This is a genomic window from Ruegeria sp. HU-ET01832 (genome assembly GCF_040371315.1).
GTDB classification, from domain to species: Bacteria; Pseudomonadota; Alphaproteobacteria; order Rhodobacterales; family Rhodobacteraceae; genus Ruegeria; species Ruegeria lacuscaerulensis_A.
This window is the reverse complement of the sequence record NZ_BAABWL010000010.1, coordinates 1-25,272: the sequence shown is the minus strand read 5'-3', so window position 1 is coordinate 25,272 and position 25,272 is coordinate 1. Positions and strand designations below refer to the sequence as shown.

Sequence of the window (25,272 nt, the reverse complement as noted above, 5' to 3'; positions counted from 1 at the left end):
TCATGTTTGCGAAACTTGAAACCTACCCCGCCCCTTTGTTGGAACTTGTGACCGAGGCCAACGACGCCTCCAAAGCGATCCCGCCCCTGTTCCCGCTTTCTTCTAGCGTTGCGGTGAACCCCTTTCTTGGCCAGATTGATGAGCCACTTTCTGTCACCGCGGCACGCCTTGAACGGGTTGCCGGAACACGGATCACCCCTGCTCGCGAATACTGGAAAGCCAAATTTGAGAGCGACGAAATCTCGCAGGAAGATGTGCGCGCCGCTGTGTCGGCGGTTGAAGGGCAATTTAACGCACCAAGCCTGCAAGAAGTACTGGACGCATTAGACACACCTCATGACACGCCGCAGCCACTGGCAACCGTCGCCGAACTTGCTGCCGATGTTTCTGGTATTGATTGGCCTGGCTTGATCGAGGATCGCATCGGCGCCTGGGCTGCGGGTCATTTTGATCAGGGTCAGGCGCTCTGGCAGCAAGCCGATACAGGCGGCGTATTCCAGTCGTGGCGGGAATTCGCCACGCGTGACCTGACGCCTGAAATCCACGGTTTGAAAGGCTTTTGCGCCTTTGTCACTCGAACCAACAGGTCGCATTGGCGCGCCATAGGAAGGGCGTCCGAGCGGTTGGGCGTCGACACTGAGGCCGCCAAAACGACATTCCATCGCTGGTTGATAACCTTGGGAGGTTGGGCGCAGTACGGCCGGTATCATTTGTGGCAGGCCGAATTGGACGGACGCCCGGACAGCACTGTGGCCGAGTTGCTGGCCGTTCGCATGGTGTTTGATGAGGCGCTATATGACCTCTACCAAGACCAAATCGCCGCCCGTTGGGCCGAGGTCGTAGCCAAGCACCGCACACCCGTCACGCCGTCCAAGTCCGAGGTTATCGACGCTGTCCTGCAGGATGCAGCTGAACGCGCACAACAACGCGCTTTGGCTACTAAACTGAAAAAAAGCGAACCCGTCGCCTCCAATGGACGCCCTGAAGTACAGGCAGCGTTCTGCATCGACGTCCGCTCTGAGGTTTTCCGCAGGGCGCTGGAAGCGCAGGATGCCAAAATCGAAACCATCGGCTTTGCCGGGTTCTTCGGTTTGGCCAGCGCACACAAGGCTGCAGGGTCGGACGTGACCGAGTTCAGGGGTCCGGTTCTATTGAAAGCCGGGGCAACCTCGGAAGCTGTTGAACCTGTCAAAGCTGACCTGAACCGCCGCTACACGGCGCGGGCTAAACGCGCATGGGGCCGGTTCAAGCTGGCCGCCGTGTCGTCCTTTGCCTTTGTCGAGGCCAGCGGCCCGGTTTATGCCGGTAAACTTGTGCGGGATTCGTTTGGTCTGGGTGACAAGGCCAAACCGGAACCGGCGCCAAAACTGGACCCTTCCCTAAGCTTTGAAACGCGGGTCGGTATGGCCAAGTCTGTTTTGTCGGCTATGTCGCTGACCCATAACTTCGCACGAATTGTCATGTTGGCGGGCCACGGTGCCGACGTCACAAACAACCCCCATGAAAGCGCATTGCAATGTGGGGCTTGTGGTGGCTACGCCGGAGATGTGAACGCTCGCCTTTTGGCTGGGCTGTTGAATGATCCCGACATACGAAGTTGTCTTCAGGCTCAAGGGATAGATATACCCGAAGACACCGTGTTCTTACCTGCGTTGCATCACACGACGACTGATATGGTCACTTTGTTCGACCAGGATTTACCATCAGGCACCGCAGCGGCAGAGATTGCGCAGCTCAAAACCTGGTTGGATGCCGCAGGGGATCTGTCCCGCGCAGAACGCGCGCAACGCCTGCCGCGTGCAAACGAGTCTGCAGCAGTTCTGCGTCGTGCACGTGATTGGGCTGAAACGCGGCCCGAATGGGGTCTTGCCGGGTGTCGAGCGTTTGTCGCCGCTCCACGTGACCGGACCAATGGCGCGGACTTGTCCGGGCGGGCATTTCTGCACAACTACAACTGGCGACAGGATGATGGGTTTGGCGTCCTTGAATTGATCATGACTGCTCCGGTTGTCGTGGCCAGCTGGATCAGCTTGCAATATTACGGTTCGACCGTTGCGCCCGACTTGTTCGGAGGAGGCAACAAACTTCTGCACAATGTGGTTGGCGGGATAGGCGTGCTGGAAGGCAATAACGGCGCCCCCAGGCCGGGCTTGCCATGGCAGTCCGTGTATGATGGCAACGGATTCCAGCATGATCCTCTGCGCTTGACGGTGGTCATCGAAGCCCCTCGCGAGGCGATGTCAAACATCTTGGCACGTCACCCTGACGTCAAAGCGCTTTTTGACAATGGGTGGCTTAACCTGATCGCCATGGATGACAGCGGACAACTGGCTTGGAGATACGACGGCGACCTTGAGTGGTCCCCAATCCGCGAAACTCCAGACACCTCAGGCGCAATCGCAGCAGAATAAGAACAGAGCAGCAAGACACAGTAATTTTGGCGGTTAGGTCCATTTGAAATTGGACTTAGCCAGCCTGTCTATTTTGCCTAGCTTGAAACAAGACTACGAGGGCAAAGAGGCTAAATATCCAGAGTATTCTTGGCCAGTCCCTGACGGTTTCCCCTTTTACCTGCATTGTTTCCCTTGCACCTTGCTCGCTTAAGGTTTCTGGTGCGGGTAAATATTTGCAAGAGGTTCCAATGCCCCAAACATCCGATACCAACCGTCGTATCGTTCTTGCTGAACGCCCTGTTGGTCAGCCCAACGAAAACACGCTTCGGCTTGAAACCACAGATATCCCGTCACCAGGCGCTGATGAGATGCTAGTGCGAACGGTCTTTATGTCGCTCGACCCCTACATGCGCGGCCGCATGAACGACGCAAAATCCTATGCCGAGCCCGTCGAAATTGGCGGCGTCATGACCGCTCAGGTTGTGGCTCAAGTGATCGAGTCGAACCTGGATGGGTACGAGGCCGGTGACTATGTCTTGAATATGAGCGGCTGGCAGGACTACGCGATTTCGAACGGAGAGCAGGTGGTCAATCTGGGCAAAACACCAGACAATCCATCCTGGGCTTTGGGTATTTTGGGAATGCCCGGCTACACGGCCTATGCAGGTTTGTTGAAAATTGGCGAGCCCAAGCCCGGTGAAACCGTCGTTGTTGCAGCGGCTGCGGGACCGGTCGGGGCAACTGTGGGACAGATTGCCAAGCTTAAAGGATGTCGCGTCGTCGGCATCGCAGGCGGGCCGGAAAAATGTGCGCATGTTGTCCAGAACCTTGGCTTTGACGCCTGTATAGACCACAGATCCGACGATATGGCAGCTCAACTGCGCGATGCATGCCCAGATGGCATCGACGTCTATTTCGAGAATGTTGGCGGTACGGTGCTTTATGCAGTTCTGCCGTTGCTAAACCCGTTTGCACGGGTCCCTGTCTGCGGAATCGTAGCGTGGTACAACCTGCCCGGTTTGCCGGAAGGGCCGGATATGGGCCCTGCGATCTTGGGCACCTTGCTGCGGATGAAAGTCAAAATGCAGGGGTTCATCATTTTCGACAATTTCGGCCCCGAGGTTTATCAGGAATTTGTACGAGACATGACAGGCTGGCTTAAGGACGGCTCGGTATCGTACAAAGAACACGTAGTGGATGGGCTGGAAAACGCGCCAGAGGCCTTCAATCAACTACTCGCTGGTGGTAATTTCGGCAAAATGGTTGTGAAAGTCGGCTGATTGGCATTCGAAAGCAGGCGTTGCGCCTTTGATGCGCAACGCCAGTAAACATCCGGCGAATTGTCGGCCGGTCGCCGTTTTGGCCGCCACGTTTCCGCCAGTCGATATGGCATCAACCTAACAGATGCGTGAATTTTCGGGCGTTTAGCAAAGCAACCTTTGCGCTTGGCAAATTCTCAATCCAATACTGCTTTACCGGTCATTATTGTGGAGATGTGATGCGGATAAGTGTAGGCATCGCTGTATCTATCCTGGTCGCCCTGTCCATTGGCGTGTCAACTTTTATTGTTCATACGCTTTGGTGGACAACGGCACGGGACAACAGCCGTATGCTGGCTGCTGAAATCAACACTCAGATCGCCAATACCGTCCGGATCGAGGTCGGCGCGACACTCAGCTCGGCCGAAGCGGCCTGGGCCGCAGTGCGCACCATTTTCGTGCAGAATGTCATCGCCACGCGCCAGGCAGACAAGCGAGAATTCGTATTCCTGTCGCAACTACAAGCGCAGCCCAATATCTCGTGGATATTCTTCGGCTGGCCCGACGGCAATTTCTTCGCATCGCACCGCCTTGGGGATGGCGGCCTTGAGATGGTCGAAATCGATAGGAACATCCGCGATCGGCAGTTGCGAACCGACCAATACATTTTCATTCCAGGTGACATCCAGTTCGAAGAGCGAAAATTCCGTGAAACAGAATATGATCCACGCGACCACGCCTGGTTTAATAACTTTATGAGCCTGAACTCATCGGGATGGATCGAAGCGCGGGATCTGCCAGGAAGTGAAAAAACGGTCTATGCTTATGCCGGTCCCATTGACGTCAACCGCGGGCGACAGGGTGTTCTAGCGGTCGCAATCGAAACCGACCGTTTGTCGCGGTTCCTTGCGACCTTACATCCCGGCGAGTTCGGAGCAGCCTATATTCTGGATGCTGATGGCAAGGTGATCGCAGTTCCCGACGCCATGGCAGATGAAACGACACCGGCCCGAATGGGCGAAGGCGAGTTGTACGAGGCCGCCATGATATCGGGCGAACGGCTTTTGGGTGACCCTGCCAAAAATCCTGCCGGCGGGGCAACGACCCGGGTTGTAATAGACGGCGTTCCCTATGCAGTTGCCCTGACCCCGTTGGGATTTTATGGCTGGCGCGTTGCTACCGTAATACCGGAATCCGCATTCCTGTCTGGAATCGACAAAACTCTGATCAACCTTCTTTATATTCTGATTGGGGTAGTCGTTTTCGCCACCGGGTTAGCCATCTGGCTGGTCCGTAGGGTTGTGGCGAACCCTTTGGCGCGGATCGCCGAAGACCTTAACAAGATCGAACGTTTCGATGTTGAGCGTATTTCACGCAGGCCCTCAAAGCTGTCAGAACTGGCCAACCTGTCTGCGGCAACGGCCAGTATGGCTGCGGGTCTGTCAGCGTTCCGAAAATATGTGCCAACCGATTTGGTTCGCATGCTGGTTGCCGAAGGCATCAAAACGCAGCCGGGCGGTGATATGAAGCAAATCTCGGTTTTGTTTTGCGATGTGACTGGCTTTACCGGACTGTCCGAGAACCTGGGCCCAGGAATTGTTCAGTTGATGGAACCGTTCTTCACTGCCGCTTCGGCCGCGATTGCAAAGCATGACGGCACTATCGACAAGTTCATGGGTGATGCAGTGATGGCCTTTTGGGGGGCACCACGTCAGGATAAAAACCACGCGGAAAACGCCTGTCGTGCGGCGCTGGATCTTGTCAAAACCGTCGACGCGGCAGGCATTAAGGACAGTCAGGGTATTCCTCTGCGGCTACGGATCGGGGTGAACAGCGGCGAGGCGCTTGTGGGGAACATAGGATCCGAACAGCGCCTGAACTATACGGCGATTGGCGATGTGGTGAATGTCGCAAGCCGACTGGAAGGCGCGAACAAAGTCTACGGCACCCTTATCCTGATCGGCCCAGAGACCCGACGCGAAGCCGGCGATTCTGTAATTGTGCGCGAATTGGATACGCTCACGGTGTTCGGCCGCAGCGAAGAGCTTGTGGTTTATGAACTGATTGCAATGACCGAAGGATACAACCCCTCACGCGATTGGATCGAGGCATATGAACGCGGCCTAACGCTTTATCGCGCCGGGCAATTCGAAAATGCCCTGTCAGAATTTGAAACCGCTGACCAAATCCGTGGCGGGGACCTTGCCTCGCTCGCGATGGCCGACAAAATGCGAGAACTTCTGGCAAGCCCACCCGCTGAGGGATGGAAGCCCGTAACCATCACTGAAAAATCCTAAATAAGTCAGCTGGTTCTACAGAAGCTGCAAAAAACAGCACATTTTCCTTTATTGACTGGTGTTCAAAATAAACGAAATCCGATAGTCAGAGCGCCAAAAGATTGTAAGACAGAAAAACAGCCCCGTGTTCGACCTACCCGCGCAGCGCGCGCATCTCTCAGAAAAATATGACCTGACCCCGCCGTTTAAGCACCCATCACTCCTACAAAACGGTGGACTGAAAACCCAAACTGATCTGTTGATTAAATTTGTACCAAACGCCGCACTCGGGTCGTTGGCTTCACACGACAAAAGGGCGTGGCCTCGCATTCAGTTTCGACACCACACTCGTGGTTAGGGATAGGCAACCCTATACCTGTTGCAACAACAAGGTTAAGTCGCGCCCTGCCATGCAACGCCGGGGCCCAAACGATACCCCCATGGCAATCCCGCATTGCGCCAACCATTAAGCGCACGTACGCCGCGAGCGTCCTTGTCACCCTCAAACCCTTCGATCAGGTTCCAGACATTTGTATAACCCGCCTTGGCCAATTGACGGGTTGCGACAGCAGACCGCGCCCCTGACCGACAAGTGACAAAAACGGCATCCTGCCGCAATCTCCCCTGCTGCTTCAACAAAGCATCAAACTCGGGCACCAGATTACGATTATTTTTCATTTGGTACTGACCGCTTTGCGGATCGACTTGGTGAGTAACAATGCCCAGTGGGATGATCTTATCCAACCCCTCGGGGTGGCCCACAAAAGAAACCTCGATCGGGTCGCGTACGTCGACGAACAAGATGTCACTATCCCGCTGCAGGGCCGCAAATGCAGCCTGCGGCGTCAAATACAAGCCCAATGGTGTCCGTTGCCGGTCTGATAGGCGCGCTGGATCGACCGAAGTTTCAATCGAACTGGCACCCGAAACCAACGACGGTAAGGCCAGCGCCGTCGCGATCCCCATACCCAGAACGGCCCTGCGTGACGGAGGTGTGCGCAGGGTCATTGGTCGACCTTTCCACAGGTGCATAGGCCCAGCATCGCGTAGATCGGACAGAATTTGACGAAAGCTGTAACGATAAACACCGCGCCCAGCCAGCCCCACAGGCCAACAGTGCCAGTCAAAGCCAAGAGGATCAGCGCTGTCCCCAGGATCAGACGCAATGCGCGGTCGATAGAGCCTACGTTGGATGTGAATTCCATGATCGAATCTCCTTGATGATCTGGGAAGAGATTCGCAGCTTTTGGCTTGGCTATATGTGACGAGGTCACACAGACGCGGATTTTGCGTGCAACTGCAATGCAGAACGATTCTGCAGGTGGATTACACCCCGTTCTAACGCGACCCATCCCCGGTGTTCGAAATCCTTGAGAATACGCGACATCACCTCGCGTGCGCTGCCCAGCTCAGTGGCAATTCGCTGATGAGTGGTGTGAATGTCGGGGACATCTTTGCCTTGATCCAGCAACCACTGCGCCAGCTTCTGATCCATACGGTTCAGCAAAAGGTCGTCGATGACTTCGGACAGTTCGACGATCCGTTGAGAAAATGCCATGAAAACCGCAGCGCGAAACGCCGAGTCCATAGCCAGTAGCGCGTTGAACCGGTCCCGGCCAATCGCCAGTGCGGTCACTGCCCCTTCGGCATAGCCAAAACCGGAATATGGAATGTCGGACAACATACAAGATGTCGTCATCACACAGCTATCATTGGGACCAACGCGGTACAGCACCACCGTACGACCAGACGGGCTGGTTTGTTCAACGCGCACGATCCCCGACCGGACAATCAGAAAAACCTGTCCGTAGGCACCCGGAGCAAACAACTGCGCTCCGTCAGGGATTGTCATGCGCGTCCCTTCAGCTTCCAGCCGGTCGAGGATGGATGTGCTCCAACTTTGATGCGTCACCTAGGTAGCTCCGAATTGCGATGACCCGAACTTAAGCGCTGACCGCTTTGGGAAAAACCCACACCGCCTGTGACAAATCCATGTCTGACGGGGCAAGTGACTCAAATTCCCAAATGGGACTGCCCTTGCGAGCCCTATTTCCGCTGCTTCACCAAACCGGCAAAATTGTCAGCCAACGCTGAGGCATCATCCCGATCCATTTTCACAGTCGGCAAGGCCGAGAGATCAAGCCGGGTTTCGCCGTCGAACAACGCCATTATATCAACATCAAATGCAATTTCGCGCGCGCCGCTCTCAAGGTTTAAAGCCAGGCTTTGCTCACGCATATTCTCGTCAAACCCGACATGGTAGACCAGAGGAATAAGCCCATCCGCCCCGCGCAGAGCGCCTTCGGCCAGTACGAACTTGTAGCCGATCTCCCAATTCCACGCCATGCGGCTGTTCGGGTCTACATCTCCGCGCGGCATGATCGACCCGTTGGTCTGAGCATCCAAACCGATGGCAAAGGAGATTTCCGAGACGGTCTGCAAGGGCATTTCCAGGATAGTCACCTCATATGTTTGGCTACGGCCATCAAACCTGATCAGGTAATAGCTGTCGGGAACCGCAAATTGCCGGGGGCCATCGGAAAACACCACATTGCTTAGAAAAAATCGAAAGTCGCGCAGGCGAAAAGGTTCGCCCCCAATTGGATCGGAATGGACAAATTCATCGAAAATGAAAGTCGCGTCACCGGTCATCGCGTGGAATTCAAGCGTCATCGGAGATTGAGCCGCAACCTGCGCGCCCCACAAGGTCAGACCCAACCCTGCCCCCATCAACTGTCGTTTTACCGTTAGAAGATTGATCATGAACAGCACCTTAAAATGGGTTCGAAAACTTTGGATTTGACAAGAATGCTTCGTCCGTGAGCGTGTGCAGAAAGGCGATGATTGCATCTATTTCCACTTCGGTCAGTTGCAGCCCCAATGCCTGTGTCGGGTCGGCCACTTCATTATCTGCCTCGAGGATCAGCGGGCTAAGCGTGCCGCTGAGGACGATACCTTCATTGTAGTGGTTCAAAACCTCTCGCAATGTCTCAAAACGCCCATCATGCATGTAAGGACCGGTGACTGCGATATTGCGCAGGCTGGGTACTTTAAACTTTCCATGGTCACCATCGTAGTCGGTCGTGGCACTCAGGCCGGGCTTTAGGTCTGTATCGGAGTCTAAACCGTTGTTGCTGAACCCATCAAACCCCTCGGCAAATCCGGCGGTGACAAACTGACTATGGCAATCGATACAGTTCCCTCCGCGCAGTGATGTTTTCACATCCGGATGCGCCATGAACAGTTTGCGCCCATGCTCCTCCTGATCGCTCAACTTGATATCACCCCGCAGGTAACGGTCATATTTGCTATCGGCGGAAATCAACAGTCGAACAAATGTCGCCAGCGCTTTGGAAACGGCCTGTTCCGAAATTTCGCCGTAAGCAGCGTCAAACATTTTTTGGTAGTGGGCGGAAGCTCTCAACTCATCCAACAACGCGTCCAGAGGCTGGTTCATCTCAATCGGGTTAAGCAAAGGCTGCAGGGCCTGATGTTCAAGGCTTGGGCTGCGTCCATCCCATAGAAACAGTTGCGGCCCCCAAAGCAGATTGCCCAGGGCCATTGCATTGAAGTCCAATTCTTCACCGTTATGCCCAACCGACCGCGCGCGGCCATCTGTGAACCCACGAGTCTGTTCGTGACAGGTTGCACAAGACATCGTGTTGTCACCCGACAGGATCGGGTCGTAAAACAGATTTCGACCCAGCTCAAAGGCTTCTTCCGTCAGCGGGTTGTCGGCGGGTACCGTAAACCGGCCAAATACAAAGGGTGCTTGAAAGCCCTCTATCGGCGTAGGATCGGCATGGCCCTGACCATCAAATGAACCAAAAAGCACCCAAGCCAAAACGGCCGTTAGCCCGGTGCAAACGGCCTTTTTGGACTTGGAAGAACGCAGCCTAGTGGTGATGTACGAAGCCCGAGCCAAACAGGCCTTCGACATTTTCGACCCCTTTCCGGTACGTTTCTTTGAAATTCACCGTGCCCAGACGCTCTCCGGTTTCCAGATCATGGACGGTAATTGTGTTGGCATTGACCGAAGCGATAAAATCGACATCCGTCGGATCATTCGCTTCAGCATTTCCAAGGTTCAAAAGGTTGTTCTGAACGGCGATCAGATCGCGTCCAGACGCCGAAGTGAAAAAGATCATGTGATGCGCACCTGGATCGGCAACGATATCAGGACCAGACGTGACAAGCTGAGGCAGCTTCGACAAGTCGTAGCGCTTTACGACACCCGGCAGAGCGTGACTGATAAACAGCTCATCCTCGGTTCCATAGAACTCAAGTGGCACGCCTGTGCCGTTTTCAGTGCCGGAATAGATCACTTTGCCTTCGCCAAACGTCTTAGTCGCCGCATCGTAAGGGATGGACCAGGTTTCAAAGCCAAACATCGTATTCACCATGACCGCTGGTTCGATCTCTGGGTGGATCGACGGGCGGGCAAAAAGCACCTCGACCGGAGATGAAGGGAAGCCGATCGGTGTCTCACCTTCGACTGTAATTGTCTGGATAGGTTCGAGCGTATTGAGATCGATTACCGTGATTGAATTGCCAACTCCGGTCGCCAGGTCAGGATGGACTGTTGACGAGATCACCATACGATCTTCAAACGCCGAAATCCCGTGGGGATACATGATGTAAGGCGCACCCTCAGCGCCCTCGCTCTTACGGGCCTCAATGACTTTTACGACTTCATTCGTCTGTGGATCAAACACACCTAATGACCCACCGTCGTCGCCGCCAAGGCCGCCCATGAACGTGACAAACATGTACTCGGACCCATTCGACGTGGTCCACATGATGTCTTCGCCGACCATCTGGCCTGCGGTGTCCAGACATTCAAAACCTGAGACCTGTGGCGCACCGCTGGAATCGCGGACAAGACCGATTTCTGCCAAACTGCATGTTGGGTCCAGCCCGGTGGCATACAGGCGACCATTCGGACTGTAATACAAGTGATGAAACGGCTCAGCCATGTCAGGTTGTTCGGCTTCGCTGAGTATTTTCCCGAAGTTTTCGGATTCCGGATCAAGCTCGACAATCGCGACACTGTGCGACGTGTCCAAAGTTGGCAGTCCGCGCAGCAAAACCATGCCCTGACTTTCTTCGCGAGCACTTTCAGCCAGTACTGATGTTCCGCCCGCAGCGATTACAATCGGCAAAGCAAACGCGTTGAGTATCCTTGATGTTTTCATATTGATTTCCCCCCAAATACTTACACGAAAACAAAACGTAAAACCCTCCTTCTAAGGGCTGCACGTAACATTTGCCTGACCGTCAGTGATCGCATCTTCAACACACCGAAAACGCTGGCACATGTTTAAGACGATAGCGTCTTGCGATTGTTCTGTGCACACAAACCTTAACGCACCCCACTCAAAATTTCGAGGTTGCCGCGTGAACGTTGGCTGTTTTAATGCAAACCTTAGCTACTAAATCGCGAGTTTTGCCCGAAATGTACGGGCTGCGCTTGCTCTCAGGAATTGGGTGTCGGCTTAGAACTTGAAAGCATACGTCGTTTCTCGGCCATTGTCTCTCGCCGGCGTCTTTCAATTCCCAGGCGGAAAGACTCCTCTACAAAATCAATATGGTCGAATGCGGACTGTTCGGCACGCGCCTCGTCGCCCGCAATGACAGCCTCACCGAGTTCTTTGTGCTGTTGCACCAATCGCTCGCCGGTTCCGTCAATGGTTTTCAGGAACTCGCGGTTGTAGAAAACGCCTTGGCGAGTCAATTCATAGATTGAGGCCATCATGTGAATAAGCGTGGCATTCTGGCTTGCGTCAACAATTGCTGCGTGCAACGCAAAATCAGCTTCCCGAGAAGCAGCCGGATCATTCGCGCGCCAAGCTCGGTCATCTTCGGCCAGAATTTCCGTGATCCGTTCTTTGTCGGCCTTAGTCGCGCGGCGCGCGGCCAGTCGCGCAGCAAAGCCTTCTTGTTCGCGGCGATACTCAAGATAGTCGAAAAAGGCAGGCTCGTGGCGTTCGTACAATGCCAGCAAAGCAGGCATCATTGCCTGCCCTGTCAAAGCGGCCACAAAAGTGCCTTCGCCGTGTTGGGTTGTGACCAGACCACGCTCTTCCAGAACATGTAGCGCTTCACGCAGTTTAGGCCGGGACACGCGCAACATCTCTGCCAAATCGCGCTCGGAAGGCAGTTTGCGGCCCTGCTTGAGAATACCTGAAGCAATAAGATCCTCGACCTGGGCAACCACCGCATCTGCAAGCGATTCGTGGCCGATTGGTTCAAAAATCGCAGTTGGTGTCATCACGCGCGGCCTTTTGTGGTTTGGGCTCAGTCGTTCTTACTGGTAAATTAAAATAACCTCTGAGACGCCAAACTTCAACTAGTTTCTGCGCACACAGGCTCACCTGACAAATTACCTTAATAGTATGTTTTAAATTATTTTATTCTGAATTCCTGAACTTCTCGCCCAAAGTCAGAAATTATCTACCGATCGAGACGCAATGCAGTTCGTGCCTGCGGCCACATGATCCAGTGGTAAATAAAGTTGTTGACTGGATATGTTGGTAAACTTTATTGACCACTCAAGGCGCCGGATAACCTGGCGTCACAGATTGATTGGACTTTGCGTCCGAACCATCCCGGAGGAGAATTCATGAAAAAGACCCTGACGAGCCTTGCAGTCGCTGCCAGCTTGATCGCCGCACCCGCGCTTGCCGCCGACAAGCTGCTGCTGAAAACACCTATCGCCTTCTCGACCGAACTGCCGGGTCTGGGCTCGCCAATTCCACGCGTGGCCGAGCAGCTGCAGCTGATGTCGGGCGGCACGCTGAAGATGAAGGTCTATGAGCCGGGCAAGCTGGTTCCGCCATTTGAAATTCTGGATGCGGTGTCGACTGGCAAGATCAACTCGGGCTACACAACCGCCGGTTACTGGGCGGGTAAAATCCCGGCCGCACCGCTGTTCTCGGCCGTTCCGTTTGGCCCAGAAGCCGGCGAATACATGGCCTGGATGTATTACGGAAACGGTCGCGCGCTGTATCAGGAAATGTACGACCAGGCGGGCTATAATGTGCACGTCATGCCCTGCGCCATCATTGCCCCGGAAACCTCGGGCTGGTTCGCAACCGAGATCAACAGCCCCGAAGATCTGGACGGCCTGAAGATGCGCTTCTTTGGCCTGGGCGGCAAAGTCATGCAGAAACTGGGCGTTGCAACCTCGTTGCTGCCCGGTGGTGAGATCTTCCCCGCGCTGGAAAAAGGCGCAATCGACGCGACCGAGTTTTCGATGCCCGCAATCGACGCTCGCTTGGGCTTCCACAAGCTGGTCAAGTACAACTACTTCCCCGGCTGGCACCAGCAGGCAACCGTGTTCGAATTGATGATCAACAAGGATGTCTGGAATGAAGCCAGCGACCAGCACAAGGCGATCATCGAAAATGCCTGCAAAGCGTCGATGACAGACAGCTTTGCCGAAGGCGAAGCCATTCAGCACGCCGCGTTGCTTGACAACGTCGAAAACAACGGTGTCACCATCAAACAATGGTCGCCCGAGATGCTGGACACCTTCCGCACCACTTGGGAAGAAGTCGCTGCTGAAGAAGCTGCAAACGATGCCTTCTTTGCCAAAGTCATGACCGACATGACCGAGTTCCGCGAAGGCTATGACCTGTGGAAAACCAACGCGTTCCTCCCTCGTCAGTAAAATTGAACGACTGACGCGTCCGGGGCGGCGGGCTCCTCCGCCCCGGATATTCACAGGACCACTGCCTGCAAAGCCTTGATCGCGCCCGCGCCGATCAACCGAGGGAGGATTACCCATGGCCACGCCAAAGAACGTCAATGATCCGGTCGAAGCCTATGAAGGCCTCCTGGAACATCCCGATACAGACCGCCAGAAAATTGCTGTTGCCATAGACACCAGCGTAAAGGCCGTTGGCCATGTGGTGATGTGGGCCAATGTGCTGCTGATGGCCGCGATTTTCACTCAGGTTTCACTGCGCTATTTGTTCAGCCAGAACTATCCCAAACTGGACGAGATCCAGTGGCATTTCTACGGCATCGTGACGATGATCGGCATATCCTATGCCCTGATCACCGACAGCCATGTGCGTGTGGACGTGCTGCATATGCAGCTTTCCCGCCGCGCTCAGCGGGTGATCGAGGTGATCGGCATCCTGACCCTGCTGACCCCGTTCATCTATCTGATGATCGACCAAGGGTATGACTATTTCTACGAAAGCTTCCGCGTCAACGAACGGTCCGACAGTCCGACCGGCCTTCCGGCACGGTGGGCGTTCAAAGCGGTCATTCCTATCAGCTTTGTGCTACTGGCGCTCGCCGCCCTTGCCCGACTGATCCATGATGGCCACGCGCTGATCTACGGACCCGAGAGCGAACGCGAAGGCGCGCCGCTGCGCCGTGTCCTGCTGGTTCTGGCCGTCTTTGCCGCGATCTGTGTGGGCCTGACATTCCTAGTGGAAACCACCGAGGAAAAGCTGGTCATCGCCATGTTCCTGACCTTCATCGCGCTGCTGTTCACTGGCTACCCGGTGGCATGGGTGCTGGCGGGTGTGGGTGTGGCCTATTGCGGGCTGGCCTATCTGTTCGACAACGACCTGATGCTTTGGACGGGGCTGGAAAGCACCTTTACCGGGCTGGACTATCTGACGTTGGGCGCGGTGGTAAATCGGGTCTATGCGACCATGTCCAACGCGGTTCTGGTGGCCCTGCCGATGTTTATCTTCATGGGCCTGATGCTGGACGAATCCGGCGTGGCCGAGCGTCTGATGTCCTCAATGCAGCGCCTCTTTGGCACAGTGCGCGGAGGTTTGGCGATCACCGTGACCCTGATCGGGATCATCCTTGCGGCTTCAACCGGGATCATTGGTGCGTCTGTCGTGTTGCTGGGCGTGCTCTCGCTACCCTCGATGATGCAGCAGAAATATCAACCGACACTGGCGGCAGGCGTGGTTTCCGCGTCCGGTACGCTGGGCATTCTGATCCCGCCCTCGATTATGCTGGTGATCATGGCCGACCAGATGGCCCTGTCTGTGGGTGATCTGTTCATGGCCGCCGTCTTCCCCGGAGTGATCATCGGTGGGCTGTACCTGAGCTATATCTTCATCCTTGCGCTGGTGAAACGCGACGCGGCCCCCGTGCCCGAAGGCGCAACGGCCCCCGATTGGGCAGCCGTCAAGGACGTGCTGATCGCCGTCATCCCGACACTGATGCTGATCCTTGCGGTGCTGGGGTCGATCTTTGCGGGCCTGACCACGCCGACCGAAGCGTCGGGCATCGGGGCACTGGGTGCGACCCTGCTGGCCTTGGGCTATCGCAAGCTGACCTTCCAAAAGCTGTGGAACGTGCTGGTGTCGACCTTCAACACCACCGCCTATATCTTTGCGATCTTCCTAGGCGCGACCGTGTTCTCTTATGTACTGCGCGAACTTGGCGGCGATGAGCTGATCGAACATGTGGTTCAGTCCACCGGCTTTGGAGCCAATGGCACGATCCTGTTCATCCTGTTCATCGTTTTCCTGCTGGGCTTTGTGCTGGACTGGATCGAGATCACCCTGATCGTCCTGCCCCTGATGCGCCCGATCGTGAATGGGCTGGGCATCGACATCCCCGGCTTTGGCGTCTTGGACGAACCCGCGCTGGTCTGGTTCGTGATCCTAGTGGCAGTCACGCTGCAAACCAGCTTCCTGACACCTCCGGTTGGCTTTGCCTTGTTCTATCTCAAGGGCGTTTGCCCGCCAGAGATTAAACTGACCGACATCTACAAGGGCATCATCCCGTTTGTCCTGCTGCAACTGACCGGGCTAGCGTTGGTCTTCCTGTGGCCCACATTGGCCACCTGGCTGCCATCCGTCGCGTATTGATAGGAGGAAGAGACATGCGTCTGACCGATTGCCATAACTTCCGCGATTTCCGCCAACTGGCCAAGCGCCGCCTGCCGGGACCAATCTTCAACTATATCGACGGTGGCGCGGATGATGAGGTGACGTATCGCGAGAACACCAACGCCTTTGATCGCTGCGATCTGCTGCCATCGGTGTTGCGCGGGGTGAAGGACGTGGACATGTCCGTCACCGTCATGGGGCAAAAGCTGGACATGCCGATCTATTGCTCGCCCACCGCGCTGCAGCGCTTGTTCCACCATCAGGGCGAGCGCGCCGTGGCGGCGGCGGCCGAGAAATACGGGACGATGTTCGGCGTATCCTCGCTGGGCACCGTTTCGCTTGAGGAACTACGCCAGAAACACAAAAACCCGCAGGTCTACCAATTCTATTTCCACAAAGACCGGGGCCTGAACTCGGCCATGATGCAGCGCGCCAAAGAGGCGGGTGTCGAGGTGATGATGTTGACCGTGGACAGTATCACCGGCGGCAATCGCGAACGTGACCTGCGCACGGGGTTCTCGATCCCGTTCCGGCTGACGCTGGGCGGCATGATCCAGTTTGCGATCAAACCGATGTGGGGCATCAACTATGTCACGCGCGAGAAATTCCGCCTGCCGCAACTGGACGAGCACGTGGACATGAGCGGCGGAGCCAGCTCGATCGGTGGCTATTTCACCGAAATGCTGGACCCGTCGATGAACTGGGACGATGTGGCCCAGATGGTTCGGGAATGGGACGGTCAGTTCTGCCTCAAGGGGATCATGACCGTCGAGGACGCCCGCCGCGCGGCCGAGATCGGCTGCACCGGGATCATCCTGTCGAACCATGGCGGACGTCAGCTGGACGGCTCGCGCACACCTTTCGACCAACTGGCCGAGATCGTTGATGCCGTCGGCGACCGAGTGGACGTGATGATGGACAGTGGCATCCAGCGCGGGACCCATGTGCTGAAGGCGCTGTCGCTGGGGGCCAAGGCGGTTGGGGTCGGACGGCACTATCTGTATCCGCTGGCTGCAGCGGGTCAGCCAGGCGTCGAACGCGCGCTTGGTTTGATGCGTGCCGAGATCGAGCGCGACATGAAGCTGATGGGCGTTACGCGGGTCGACCAACTGTCGCGCGCCAATCTGCGGTTCCGCGATCCGGTGGCGGCTCCGGGTGAGGCGCATCGGAACGCGGCATGAGCAACGAGGCACTCATATCTGACTTCCGCGCCATCGTAGGGTCTCGGCATGTTCTGACCGGCGCGCGCGCGACCGAACGGTTCCGCCGCGGGTTCAGGTCGGGGGAAGGCGAGGCGCTCTGCGTCGTTCAACCCGGCACCCTGCTGGAACAGTGGAAGGTGCTACAAGCCTGTGTTGCAGCCGACAAGATCGTCATCATGCAGGCCGCCAATACGGGCCTGACCGAAGGGTCCACACCCTCGGGTCGCTATGACCGCGATGTGGTTCTGATTAATACCCGCCGCATGGATACTCTGGTGCCGCTGAACGGCGGCGAACAAGTCATCAGCTTTCCCGGCGCCACGCTCTTTGCACTGGAAAAGTTGCTGGACCCAATGGGGCGTGAGCCGCACTCGGTGATCGGATCTTCGTGCATCGGGGCCTCGATTGTGGGCGGGGTCTGCAACAATTCGGGCGGTTCATTGGTTGAACGCGGGCCGGTTTACACCGAGCTGTCGGTCTATGCCCGCATCACCGAAACCGGCACGTTAGAGCTGGTCAACCATCTGGGCATCGATCTGGGTGAGACGCCGGAACAGATCCTGTCAAATCTCGATGCTGGTCAGTTCGAGCGCAATCCGGGGGCCACGAATAAACGCGCCTCGGCCAGTGATTATGCGCAGATCGTGCGCGACGTGGATGCCGAAACGCCCGCACGATACAATGCGGATAAGGCGAAGCTGTTTGAATCTGCGGGTTCAGCCGGGAAAATGGCTGTGTTTGCCGTGCGTCTGGACACTTTCGCCAAGAACGAGGCCGAACAGGTTTTCTATATCGGAACCAACTCTCCGGATGATCTGGCCGAGTTGCGTCGGCAGATCCTGTCGCAATTCACGTCCCTGCCAGTCTCGGCCGAGTACATGCAGCGCGACGTGTTCGACATCACTAAGACCTACGGTAAGGACACGGTGTGGATGATCGACAAGTTGGGCACAGATCGCTTGCCGATGTTCTTTGCGCTGAAGGGCGCAGTGGATGCACGTTTACGGCGCATTCCTTTTCTGCGCAATTTCACCGACCGGTTCATGCAGGCCGCAGTCAGCCTCCTGCCGCAGGTCCTGCCCAAGAGGATGATCGAATACCGAGACGCCTATGAACATCATCTGATCCTGAAGATGAAGGACGAGGGCATCGAGGCGATCCGTAATTGGTTGCCCGGCTTCTTCGAAGGACGCGATGCACGTTTCTTCGAATGCACTCCGCGTGAGGCCAAGATCGCGGGCCTGCACCGGTTTGCTGCCGCTGGTGCTGCGGTGCGCTACATGGCGATTCACGCAGATGAGGTCGAGGACATCATCGCGCTGGACGTAGCCCTGCGCCGCAATGATCGTGATTGGCTTGAGGTTTTGCCGCCCGAGATCAGCGATCAGATTGTTCACAAACTCTACTATGGCCACTTCATGTGTCACGTGATGCACCAGGACTATGTGGTGCGCAAAGGGGCAGATCCCAAAGCACTGAAAACTGCGATGCTTAAGCTGTTCGATGCGCGTGGTGCCGAATATCCGGCGGAACATAATGTCGGGCATCTCTATAAGGCCAAACCCGACCTTGCGGCGCATTACACGTGTTGCGATCCGACAAACTCTTTCAATCCGGGGATCGGCAAGATGTCAAAATCCCGCAACTACGGCGAAGGGATCAAGTAAATCGCTCAAGGCTACGAGTGGCGTTTTTCAGATAGTTTAACGTTAAACTTTTCCTGAGACGCATAGCTGGTATTCCGCACAGGCCTATCCGTACGCTGAAAATTACGCTACGTAACAAAGCGAGTTAGGTCAAAGTTTCTGACTAATTGGAGGAATTGAAAATGACACGTACTGCACTTGTAACCGGTGGTAGCCGGGGTATCGGCGAAGCGATTTCCAGAAAGTTGAAGGCTGAAGGATTTAATGTAGCCGCGACTTATGCTGGCAATGATGAGAAGGCCGCCGCCTTCACCGCCGAGACCGGTATCAAGACGTACAAGTGGAATGTTGCCGACTACGAAGCCTCGGCAGCAGGTATAGCCCAAGTCGAAGCGGACCTTGGACCCATTGACGTTGTCGTGGCCAATGCAGGCATCACTCGTGATGCACCATTCCACAAAATGACCCCAGACCAGTGGAAAGACGTGATCGACACTAACCTGACCGGTGTGTTCAACACCGTCCACCCCGTCTGGCCCGGTATGCGCGAGCGCAAGTTTGGCCGTATCATCGTCATCAGCTCGATCAACGGCCAGAAAGGTCAGTTCGCGCAAGTGAACTATGCTGCGACCAAGGCGGGCGATCTGGGTATCGTCAAGTCACTGGCGCAAGAAGGAGCGCGGGCTGGCATCACCGCCAACGCGATCTGCCCCGGATATATCGCAACCGAGATGGTCATGGCCGTACCCGAGAAGGTGCGCGACTCGATCATAGCCCAAATCCCGGCGGGACGGCTGGGTGAGCCTGAGGAGATCGCCCGCTGCGTGGCCTTCCTGGCCTCGGATGACAGTCAGTTCATCAACGGCTCGACCATCTCTGCCAACGGCGCGCAGTTCTTCAGCTAACGCGCGGACATACACAAGAAAGGATCCTGCCACATGAAAGACCTTGAACCCGACATCGACCCAATCGAGTCTCAGGAGTGGCAGGACGCCATCGAAGACGTCATCGAACGGGATGGCGCCAATCGCGCACATTTCCTGCTGGACAAAGCGGTGCAAAAGGCGCGCGCTGCTGGGGCGACCCTGCCGTTTTCGGCAACCACGCCCTATCAGAACACCATTCCTGTCGATGATCAGTATGCCTTTCCCGGCGATCAGGACATGGAATGGCGCATTCGCACGATCAACCGCTGGAACGCGATGGCCACCGTGGTGCGGCGCAACAAGGTCAGCAGCGAATATGGTGGCCACATCGCCTCATTCGCGTCGTCGGCGGTCATGTATGACATTGGCCTGAACCACTTTTGGCGGTCGAAATCAGCGATCCATGGCGGCGATCTGGTGTTCTTTCAGGGCCACGTGATCCCCGGCATCTATGCCCGGTCCTTCATGGAGGGTCGCATCAGCGAAGAGCAGTTGGAAAACTTCCGCTCGGAAGTCAGCGGAGGTGGTCTGTCCAGCTATCCCCACCCGTGGCTGATGCCGGATTACTGGCAGTTCCCGACCGTTTCGATGGGTCTGGGTCCGTTAATGGCGATCTATCAGGCACGATTCATGAAATACATGCACAACCGGGGCCATATCGACATGGCGAACCGCAAGGTGTGGTGTTTCCTGGGCGATGGCGAGATGGACGAACCCGAAAGCCGGGGTGCGATCGACCTTGCCGTGCGCGAAGGTCTGGACAACCTGATCTTTGTCATCAACTGCAATCTGCAACGCTTGGATGGCCCGGTACGCGGCAACGGCAAGATCGTGCAAGAGCTTGAGGGCGACTTCCGCGGCGCAGGCTGGAACGTCATCAAACTGCTCTGGGGCAAAGGCTGGGATCAGCTGTTGGAGAAAGACACCACCGGCCGTCTGCGCCAGTTGATGGATGAGACGGTCGATGGGGACTACCAGACCTTCAAATCCAAGGACGGCGCTTATATCCGCGAACATTTCTTTGGCAAATACCCCGAGACTGCCGCTTTGGTCGAAGACTGGACCGACGATCAAATCTGGGCGCTGCGCCGGGGCGGACACGACCCTGAGAAAGTCTTTACCGCGTTCAAACGCGCAACCGAGAATGAGGGCACTCCAACCTGCCTGTTGGTGAAAACCGTAAAAGGCTATGGCATGGGCTCGGCTGGTGAAGGTCAAAACACCACGCACCAGCAAAAGAAACTGGCCGAAGATCAACTGCGCGCCTTCCGCGACCGGTTCCAAATCCCGGTTAGCGACGAAGATCTGCCAAACGCGCCATTCGTGTCGCTGAACAATGCACAGAAGGCTTATCTCGCAGACCGGCGCAAAGCTTTGGGGGGGGAATTCCCCAAACGCGACAGCACCGCACCCGCTCTGGATATCCCGGACCTGTCCAAGTTCGAAGCGCAGCTCAAAGGCACCGGGGAGCGCGAGATTTCGACCACCATGACCTTTGTCCGCATCTTGACCACGCTGCTGCGTGACAAAGGGATCGGCAAAAACGTGGTTCCGATCGTGCCCGATGAAAGCCGCACTTTCGGGATGGAAGGGCTATTCCGCTCGGTTGGCATCTACAACCCGGCGGGTCAGAACTATACCCCCGAAGATGCCGATCAGATGATGTTCTACAAGGAAACGACCAACGGTCAGGTCCTGCAGGAAGGCATCAACGAGGCTGGAGCCATGGCCGACTGGATCGCGGCGGCGACGTCCTATTCCAACCACGGCGTGGCGATGATCCCGTTCTTCATCTACTACTCGATGTTCGGGTTCCAGCGGATTGGCGATCTGGCCTGGGCTGCGGGTGACAGCCGCGCGCGGGGCTTCATGCTGGGCGGCACTGCCGGACGGACCACGTTGAACGGCGAAGGGTTGCAGCACGAGGATGGGCACAGCCATATCCTTGCGGGCACCATTCCGAATTGCATCACCTATGACCCGACCTTCAGCTATGAGGTCGCAGTGATCATCCAGAACGGCCTGCAACGGATGTATGGTAATCAGGAGGATATCTATTTCTACCTGACCCTGATGAACGAAAACTATGCCCACCCCGACATGCCAATGGGCGCGGAAGAAGGCATCATCAAGGGGCTTTACCGGTTCCAGGAGGTCAAAAAGCCCGGCAAGAAGCACGTCAATCTGATGGGCTCGGGCACCATTCTGGTTCAGGCGATGAAAGCCGCCGAGATGCTGAAGAAAGATTTCGGCGTGACCTCGGATATCTGGTCGGCAACCTCGTTCAACGAACTGGCCCGCGATGGTCAGGACGCGGCGCGCGCCAACCGTCTGGACCCGCTGGCCGAAGAACGTGTGCCTTACGTGACCGAGCAGCTGTCCAAAGCCAAGGGCCCGATCATCGCAGCCACCGACTATATGAAGAACTACGCCGAACAGATCCGCGCCTTTGTGCCGGGCCGCTACACCGTGCTGGGCACGGATGGCTATGGCCGCTCGGACAGCCGGGTGAACCTGCGCCGGTTCTTCGAGGTCGACGCCAACCACATCGCGGCGGCCGCCATGGTCGATTTGTACCGCGAAGGTGCCGTGACCAAGGCCGAGCTCGAGAAAGCGCTCAAGACATATGAAATTGACGGCGACAAGCCGAACCCCCGGTTGGTTTAAGGCCACGGGGCACGAGGAGACATAGACATGGCAATCGAAGTAACAGTCCCGGATATCGGGGATTTCTCGGACGTTCCCGTCATCAGCATTCTGGTCACGGTCGGTGACACTATCGCCGCCGAAGATCCGTTGATCGAATTGGAAAGCGACAAGGCAACGATGGAGGTTCCCTCCCCGGCCGCTGGTGTCGTCAAGGAAATCAAAGTGGCCGAGGGCGACAATGTGTCTGAGGGCGCGCTGATCCTGCTGCTGGAAGGCGAAGGGGCCTCTGCCGCCCCGGCCGAGGCTGCGCCCGCACCTGCTGCCGCTTCGGCACCGGCCGCAGCGCCTGCTGCCCCGGCACCCGCACCCGTTGTGGATGGTGGGTTCGGCAAGGCTCACGCCTCGCCATCGGTGCGCGCCTTTGCGCGCCAGTTGGATATCGACCTGTCCAAAGTCAACGGTTCGGGCCGTAAGGGTCGCATCCTGCGCGAAGACGTCACCAAGTTCCTGAAAGCCTCAACCGCGGCGGCCCCGGCTGCTGCCGGTGCGGCGGGCGGCATGGGCATCCCGCCGATCCCCGTTGTCGATTTCTCGAAATTCGGCCCCGTGGAAGATGTGGAAATGCCGCGGATCAAAAAGCTGTCGGGCCCCGCCCTGCATCGGTCCTGGCTGAATATCCCGCATGTGACGCATAATGACGAGGCGGACATCACCGATCTGGACAAGTACCGCAAGGAAATGGACACGATGGCCAAGGAAGAAGGCTATCGCGTTACACTGCTTAGCTTTGTCGTCAAAGCCTCGGTCAGTGCGTTGAAACAGCATTGGGAATTCAACTCGTCCATCCACCCTGATGGCGACAAGTTAATCCGCAAATCCTACTACAATATCGGTTTCGCCGCGGACACGCCCAACGGGCTGGTGGTTCCCGTCATCAAGGATGCCGACCGTAAGGGGATAGTCGAGATTTCCAAGGACCTGATGGAGCTGTCCGGCAAGGCCCGGGCGGGTGAGCTGAAGTCAAACGATATGCAGGGCGCGACCTTCACGATCTCGTCGTTGGGCGGTATCGGCGGCACGCATTTTACCCCCATCGTCAATGCACCCGAGGTGGCAATCCTGGGCCTGACCCGCTCGAAAATGGCGCCGGTCTGGAATGGTGAGGAATTTGTGCCGCGCCTGATGCAGCCAATGTCGCTTAGTTATGACCACCGTGCCGTCGATGGCGCCTTGGCTGCGCGCTTCTGCGTGACGCTCAAGACGCTGTTGGGCGATATGCGCAAGCTGATGTGGTAAGGAGAGATCAGATGGACGTCAAAGTACCCGATATCGGTGATTTCTCCGATGTGCCCGTGATCAGCATTCTTGTCTCGGTCGGCGACACCGTCGCCGCCGAGGACCCACTGATCGAGCTGGAATCCGACAAGGCCACGATGGAGGTCCCCTCCCCCGCCGCAGGCAAAGTGGTCTCGATTGCCGTGTCCGAAGGCGATAACGTCTCGGAAGGTGCGCTGATCCTGACATTGGAAGCAGCCGATGGGGCCGCGCCCGAAGCTGCTCCGGTAGAGGCACCCGCCGCGCCGCAGGCCGTGGCCGCCACCGGCACGGCGACCGGTCAAGGCGATGTGCATGCCGAGGTAGTTGTGCTGGGCTCTGGCCCCGGTGGTTACACCGCCGCTTTCCGTGCCGCCGATCTGGGCAAGAAGGTTGTCATGATCGAACGCAACCCGACGCTGGGCGGCGTCTGTCTGAACGTGGGTTGTATCCCTTCAAAAGCCCTGCTGCACGTAGCCAAAGTTATCACCGAAGCCGAAGAGATGGGCGCACACGGCGTTAGCTTCGGGAAGCCCAAGATCGACCTGGACGAGCTGCGTGCCTTCAAAGACAGCGTTGTTGGCAAGCTGACCGGCGGTCTGGACGGTCTGTCCAAAGGCCGCAAGGTTCAGATCGTGCGCGGCTATGGCCGTTTCTCGGGCCCGAACATGATCGAAGTTGTGGGCGATGATGGCATGACCACCGTCTCGTTCGACCAGTGCATCATCGCTGCGGGCTCTGAACCTGTTGAATTGCCTTTCATCCCGCATGACGACGACCGCGTGATCGACTCGACCGGGGCGTTGGAACTGGCGGATGTGCCCAAGCGGATGCTGGTTCTGGGCGGCGGTATCATCGGTCTGGAAATGGCCTGTGTTTATGACGCTTTGGGGTCGAACATCACCGTGGTTGAACTGATGGATCAGATCATCCCCGGTGCCGACAAGGATATCGTCAAACCCCTGATGAACCGCATCAAGGGCCGGTATGAGAACATCTTCCTCAAGACCAAAGTGACCGCGATTGAGCCCTTGAAAAAGGGCCTCAAGGTCACGTTCGAGGATGACAAGGGCGAAAGCTTCACCGACACGTTCGACAAGGTTCTGGTCGCCGTGGGTCGCAAACCCAATGGCAAGCTGATCGACGCCGAAAAGGCGGGTGTTGTGGTTGATGAACGTGGCTTCATCGCGGTGGACAACCAGCAGCGCACGGGTGTGCCGCACATTTTCGCCATCGGTGATCTGGTCGGCCAGCCCATGCTGGCACACAAGGCCGTGCACGAAGGTAAGGTCGCCGCCGAAGTGGCCGCCGGTCACAAACGGTTCTTCGACGCCAAGCTTATACCCTCGGTCGCTTATACCGACCCCGAGGTCGCATGGTGCGGGTTGACCGAGACCGAGGCTAAGGCCAAAGGGATCAAGGTCGAAAAAGGCGTGTTCCCTTGGGCGGCTTCAGGCAAGTCTTTGTCCAATGGCCGGTCTGAAGGCATCACAAAATTGCTTTTCGATCCCGAAGATCAACGCGTAGTGGGGGCCTGCATCGTGGGCACGAACGCGGGTGACTTGATCGCCGAGACAGCTCTGGCCATCGAGATGGGCGCAGATGCGGTCGATCTCGGTCACACGATCCACCCTCACCCGACGCTCAGCGAGACGGTGAATTTCGCGGCCGAAATGTTCGAAGGCACGATCACCGACCTGATGCCACCCAAGAAACGCCACTAGGACCTGACCCA

18 protein-coding genes are annotated in these 25,272 nt (G+C 56.8%); 11 read left to right on the top strand and 7 right to left on the bottom strand.

What is annotated here, in order from left to right:
• Window positions 1-2: 2 nt before the first annotated feature.
• The 3 genes from ABWV79_RS21070 to ABWV79_RS21060 all read left to right on the top strand — a co-directional run bounded on the left by ABWV79_RS21070 (window position 3) and on the right by ABWV79_RS21060 (window position 5,949).
• A complete protein-coding gene (locus ABWV79_RS21070) occupies window positions 3-2,411 on the top strand; it encodes a YbcC family protein (protein ID WP_353394644.1) in 2,409 nt (802 codons plus the stop codon).
• Window positions 2,412-2,641: 230 nt separating this feature from the next.
• On the top strand, window positions 2,642-3,673 hold the full coding sequence (curA, locus tag ABWV79_RS21065; RefSeq protein ID WP_353394642.1) for an NADPH-dependent curcumin/dihydrocurcumin reductase: 1,032 nt from the start codon (window positions 2,642-2,644) through the stop codon (window positions 3,671-3,673).
• A gap of 218 nt (window positions 3,674-3,891) precedes the next feature.
• Window positions 3,892-5,949, top strand: a complete 2,058-nt coding sequence (locus ABWV79_RS21060) for an adenylate/guanylate cyclase domain-containing protein (protein WP_353394640.1) — start codon at window positions 3,892-3,894, stop codon at window positions 5,947-5,949.
• 372 nt (window positions 5,950-6,321) lie between these two features.
• Here the strand turns inward: ABWV79_RS21060 and ABWV79_RS21055 are convergent, their stop codons facing one another.
• The 7 genes from ABWV79_RS21055 to ABWV79_RS21025 all read right to left on the bottom strand — a co-directional run bounded on the left by ABWV79_RS21055 (window position 6,322) and on the right by ABWV79_RS21025 (window position 12,199).
• Window positions 6,322-6,936: a rhodanese-like domain-containing protein gene (locus ABWV79_RS21055; RefSeq protein WP_353394638.1), complete on the bottom strand. Its 615-nt coding sequence runs from the start codon at window positions 6,934-6,936 to the stop codon at window positions 6,322-6,324.
• Window positions 6,933-7,133, bottom strand: coding sequence for a YgaP family membrane protein (locus ABWV79_RS21050; protein ID WP_353394636.1), 201 nt, complete (start codon window positions 7,131-7,133; stop codon window positions 6,933-6,935). The genes ABWV79_RS21055 and ABWV79_RS21050 overlap by 4 nt, the downstream gene beginning before the upstream one ends.
• Window positions 7,134-7,198: 65 nt before the next feature.
• Window positions 7,199-7,840: a Crp/Fnr family transcriptional regulator gene (locus ABWV79_RS21045; RefSeq protein ID WP_353394634.1), complete on the bottom strand. Its 642-nt coding sequence runs from the start codon at window positions 7,838-7,840 to the stop codon at window positions 7,199-7,201.
• Between the two features lie 134 nt (window positions 7,841-7,974).
• Window positions 7,975-8,691, bottom strand: a complete 717-nt coding sequence (locus ABWV79_RS21040) for an MbnP family protein (RefSeq protein WP_353394632.1) — start codon at window positions 8,689-8,691, stop codon at window positions 7,975-7,977.
• A 10-nt stretch (window positions 8,692-8,701) separates the two neighbouring features.
• The gene (locus tag ABWV79_RS21035; RefSeq protein ID WP_353394630.1) at window positions 8,702-9,868 is read right to left on the bottom strand and encodes a cytochrome-c peroxidase; all 1,167 of its coding nucleotides are present in this window, start codon (window positions 9,866-9,868) and stop codon (window positions 8,702-8,704) included.
• Window positions 9,825-11,123, bottom strand: a complete 1,299-nt coding sequence (locus ABWV79_RS21030) for a hypothetical protein (protein WP_353394628.1) — start codon at window positions 11,121-11,123, stop codon at window positions 9,825-9,827. The genes ABWV79_RS21035 and ABWV79_RS21030 overlap by 44 nt, the downstream gene beginning before the upstream one ends.
• A 281-nt stretch (window positions 11,124-11,404) precedes the next feature.
• Window positions 11,405-12,199, bottom strand: a complete 795-nt coding sequence (locus tag ABWV79_RS21025) for a FadR/GntR family transcriptional regulator (RefSeq protein ID WP_353394626.1) — start codon at window positions 12,197-12,199, stop codon at window positions 11,405-11,407.
• Between the two features lie 351 nt (window positions 12,200-12,550).
• Between ABWV79_RS21025 and ABWV79_RS21020 the strand changes: the two genes are divergently transcribed.
• From ABWV79_RS21020 to lpdA, 8 genes are all read left to right on the top strand, one after another.
• On the top strand, window positions 12,551-13,600 hold the full coding sequence (locus tag ABWV79_RS21020; protein WP_353394624.1) for a TRAP transporter substrate-binding protein: 1,050 nt from the start codon (window positions 12,551-12,553) through the stop codon (window positions 13,598-13,600).
• 115 nt (window positions 13,601-13,715) lie between these two features.
• Complete coding sequence (locus ABWV79_RS21015; RefSeq protein ID WP_353394622.1) at window positions 13,716-15,779, top strand: TRAP transporter large permease subunit; 2,064 nt, start codon at window positions 13,716-13,718, stop codon at window positions 15,777-15,779.
• 14 nt (window positions 15,780-15,793) lie between these two features.
• The gene (locus tag ABWV79_RS21010; RefSeq protein WP_353394620.1) at window positions 15,794-16,981 is read left to right on the top strand and encodes an alpha-hydroxy acid oxidase; all 1,188 of its coding nucleotides are present in this window, start codon (window positions 15,794-15,796) and stop codon (window positions 16,979-16,981) included.
• On the top strand, window positions 16,978-18,669 hold the full coding sequence (gene dld / locus ABWV79_RS21005; protein ID WP_353394617.1) for a D-lactate dehydrogenase: 1,692 nt from the start codon (window positions 16,978-16,980) through the stop codon (window positions 18,667-18,669). Before ABWV79_RS21010 ends, dld begins: the two co-directional genes overlap by 4 nt.
• Before the next feature lie 161 nt (window positions 18,670-18,830).
• Window positions 18,831-19,553, top strand: coding sequence for an acetoacetyl-CoA reductase (phbB, locus tag ABWV79_RS21000; RefSeq protein ID WP_353394614.1), 723 nt, complete (start codon window positions 18,831-18,833; stop codon window positions 19,551-19,553).
• A gap of 33 nt (window positions 19,554-19,586) precedes the next feature.
• Entirely contained in the window at window positions 19,587-22,241 is a 2,655-nt protein-coding gene (gene aceE, locus ABWV79_RS20995; protein WP_353394611.1) for a pyruvate dehydrogenase (acetyl-transferring), homodimeric type, read from the top strand.
• 27 nt (window positions 22,242-22,268) lie between these two features.
• Window positions 22,269-23,519, top strand: coding sequence for a dihydrolipoyllysine-residue acetyltransferase (gene aceF / locus ABWV79_RS20990; RefSeq protein WP_353394608.1), 1,251 nt, complete (start codon window positions 22,269-22,271; stop codon window positions 23,517-23,519).
• 11 nt (window positions 23,520-23,530) lie between these two features.
• Complete coding sequence (gene lpdA, locus ABWV79_RS20985; protein ID WP_353394605.1) at window positions 23,531-25,261, top strand: dihydrolipoyl dehydrogenase; 1,731 nt, start codon at window positions 23,531-23,533, stop codon at window positions 25,259-25,261.
• The last annotated feature ends 11 nt before the right edge of the window (window positions 25,262-25,272 follow it).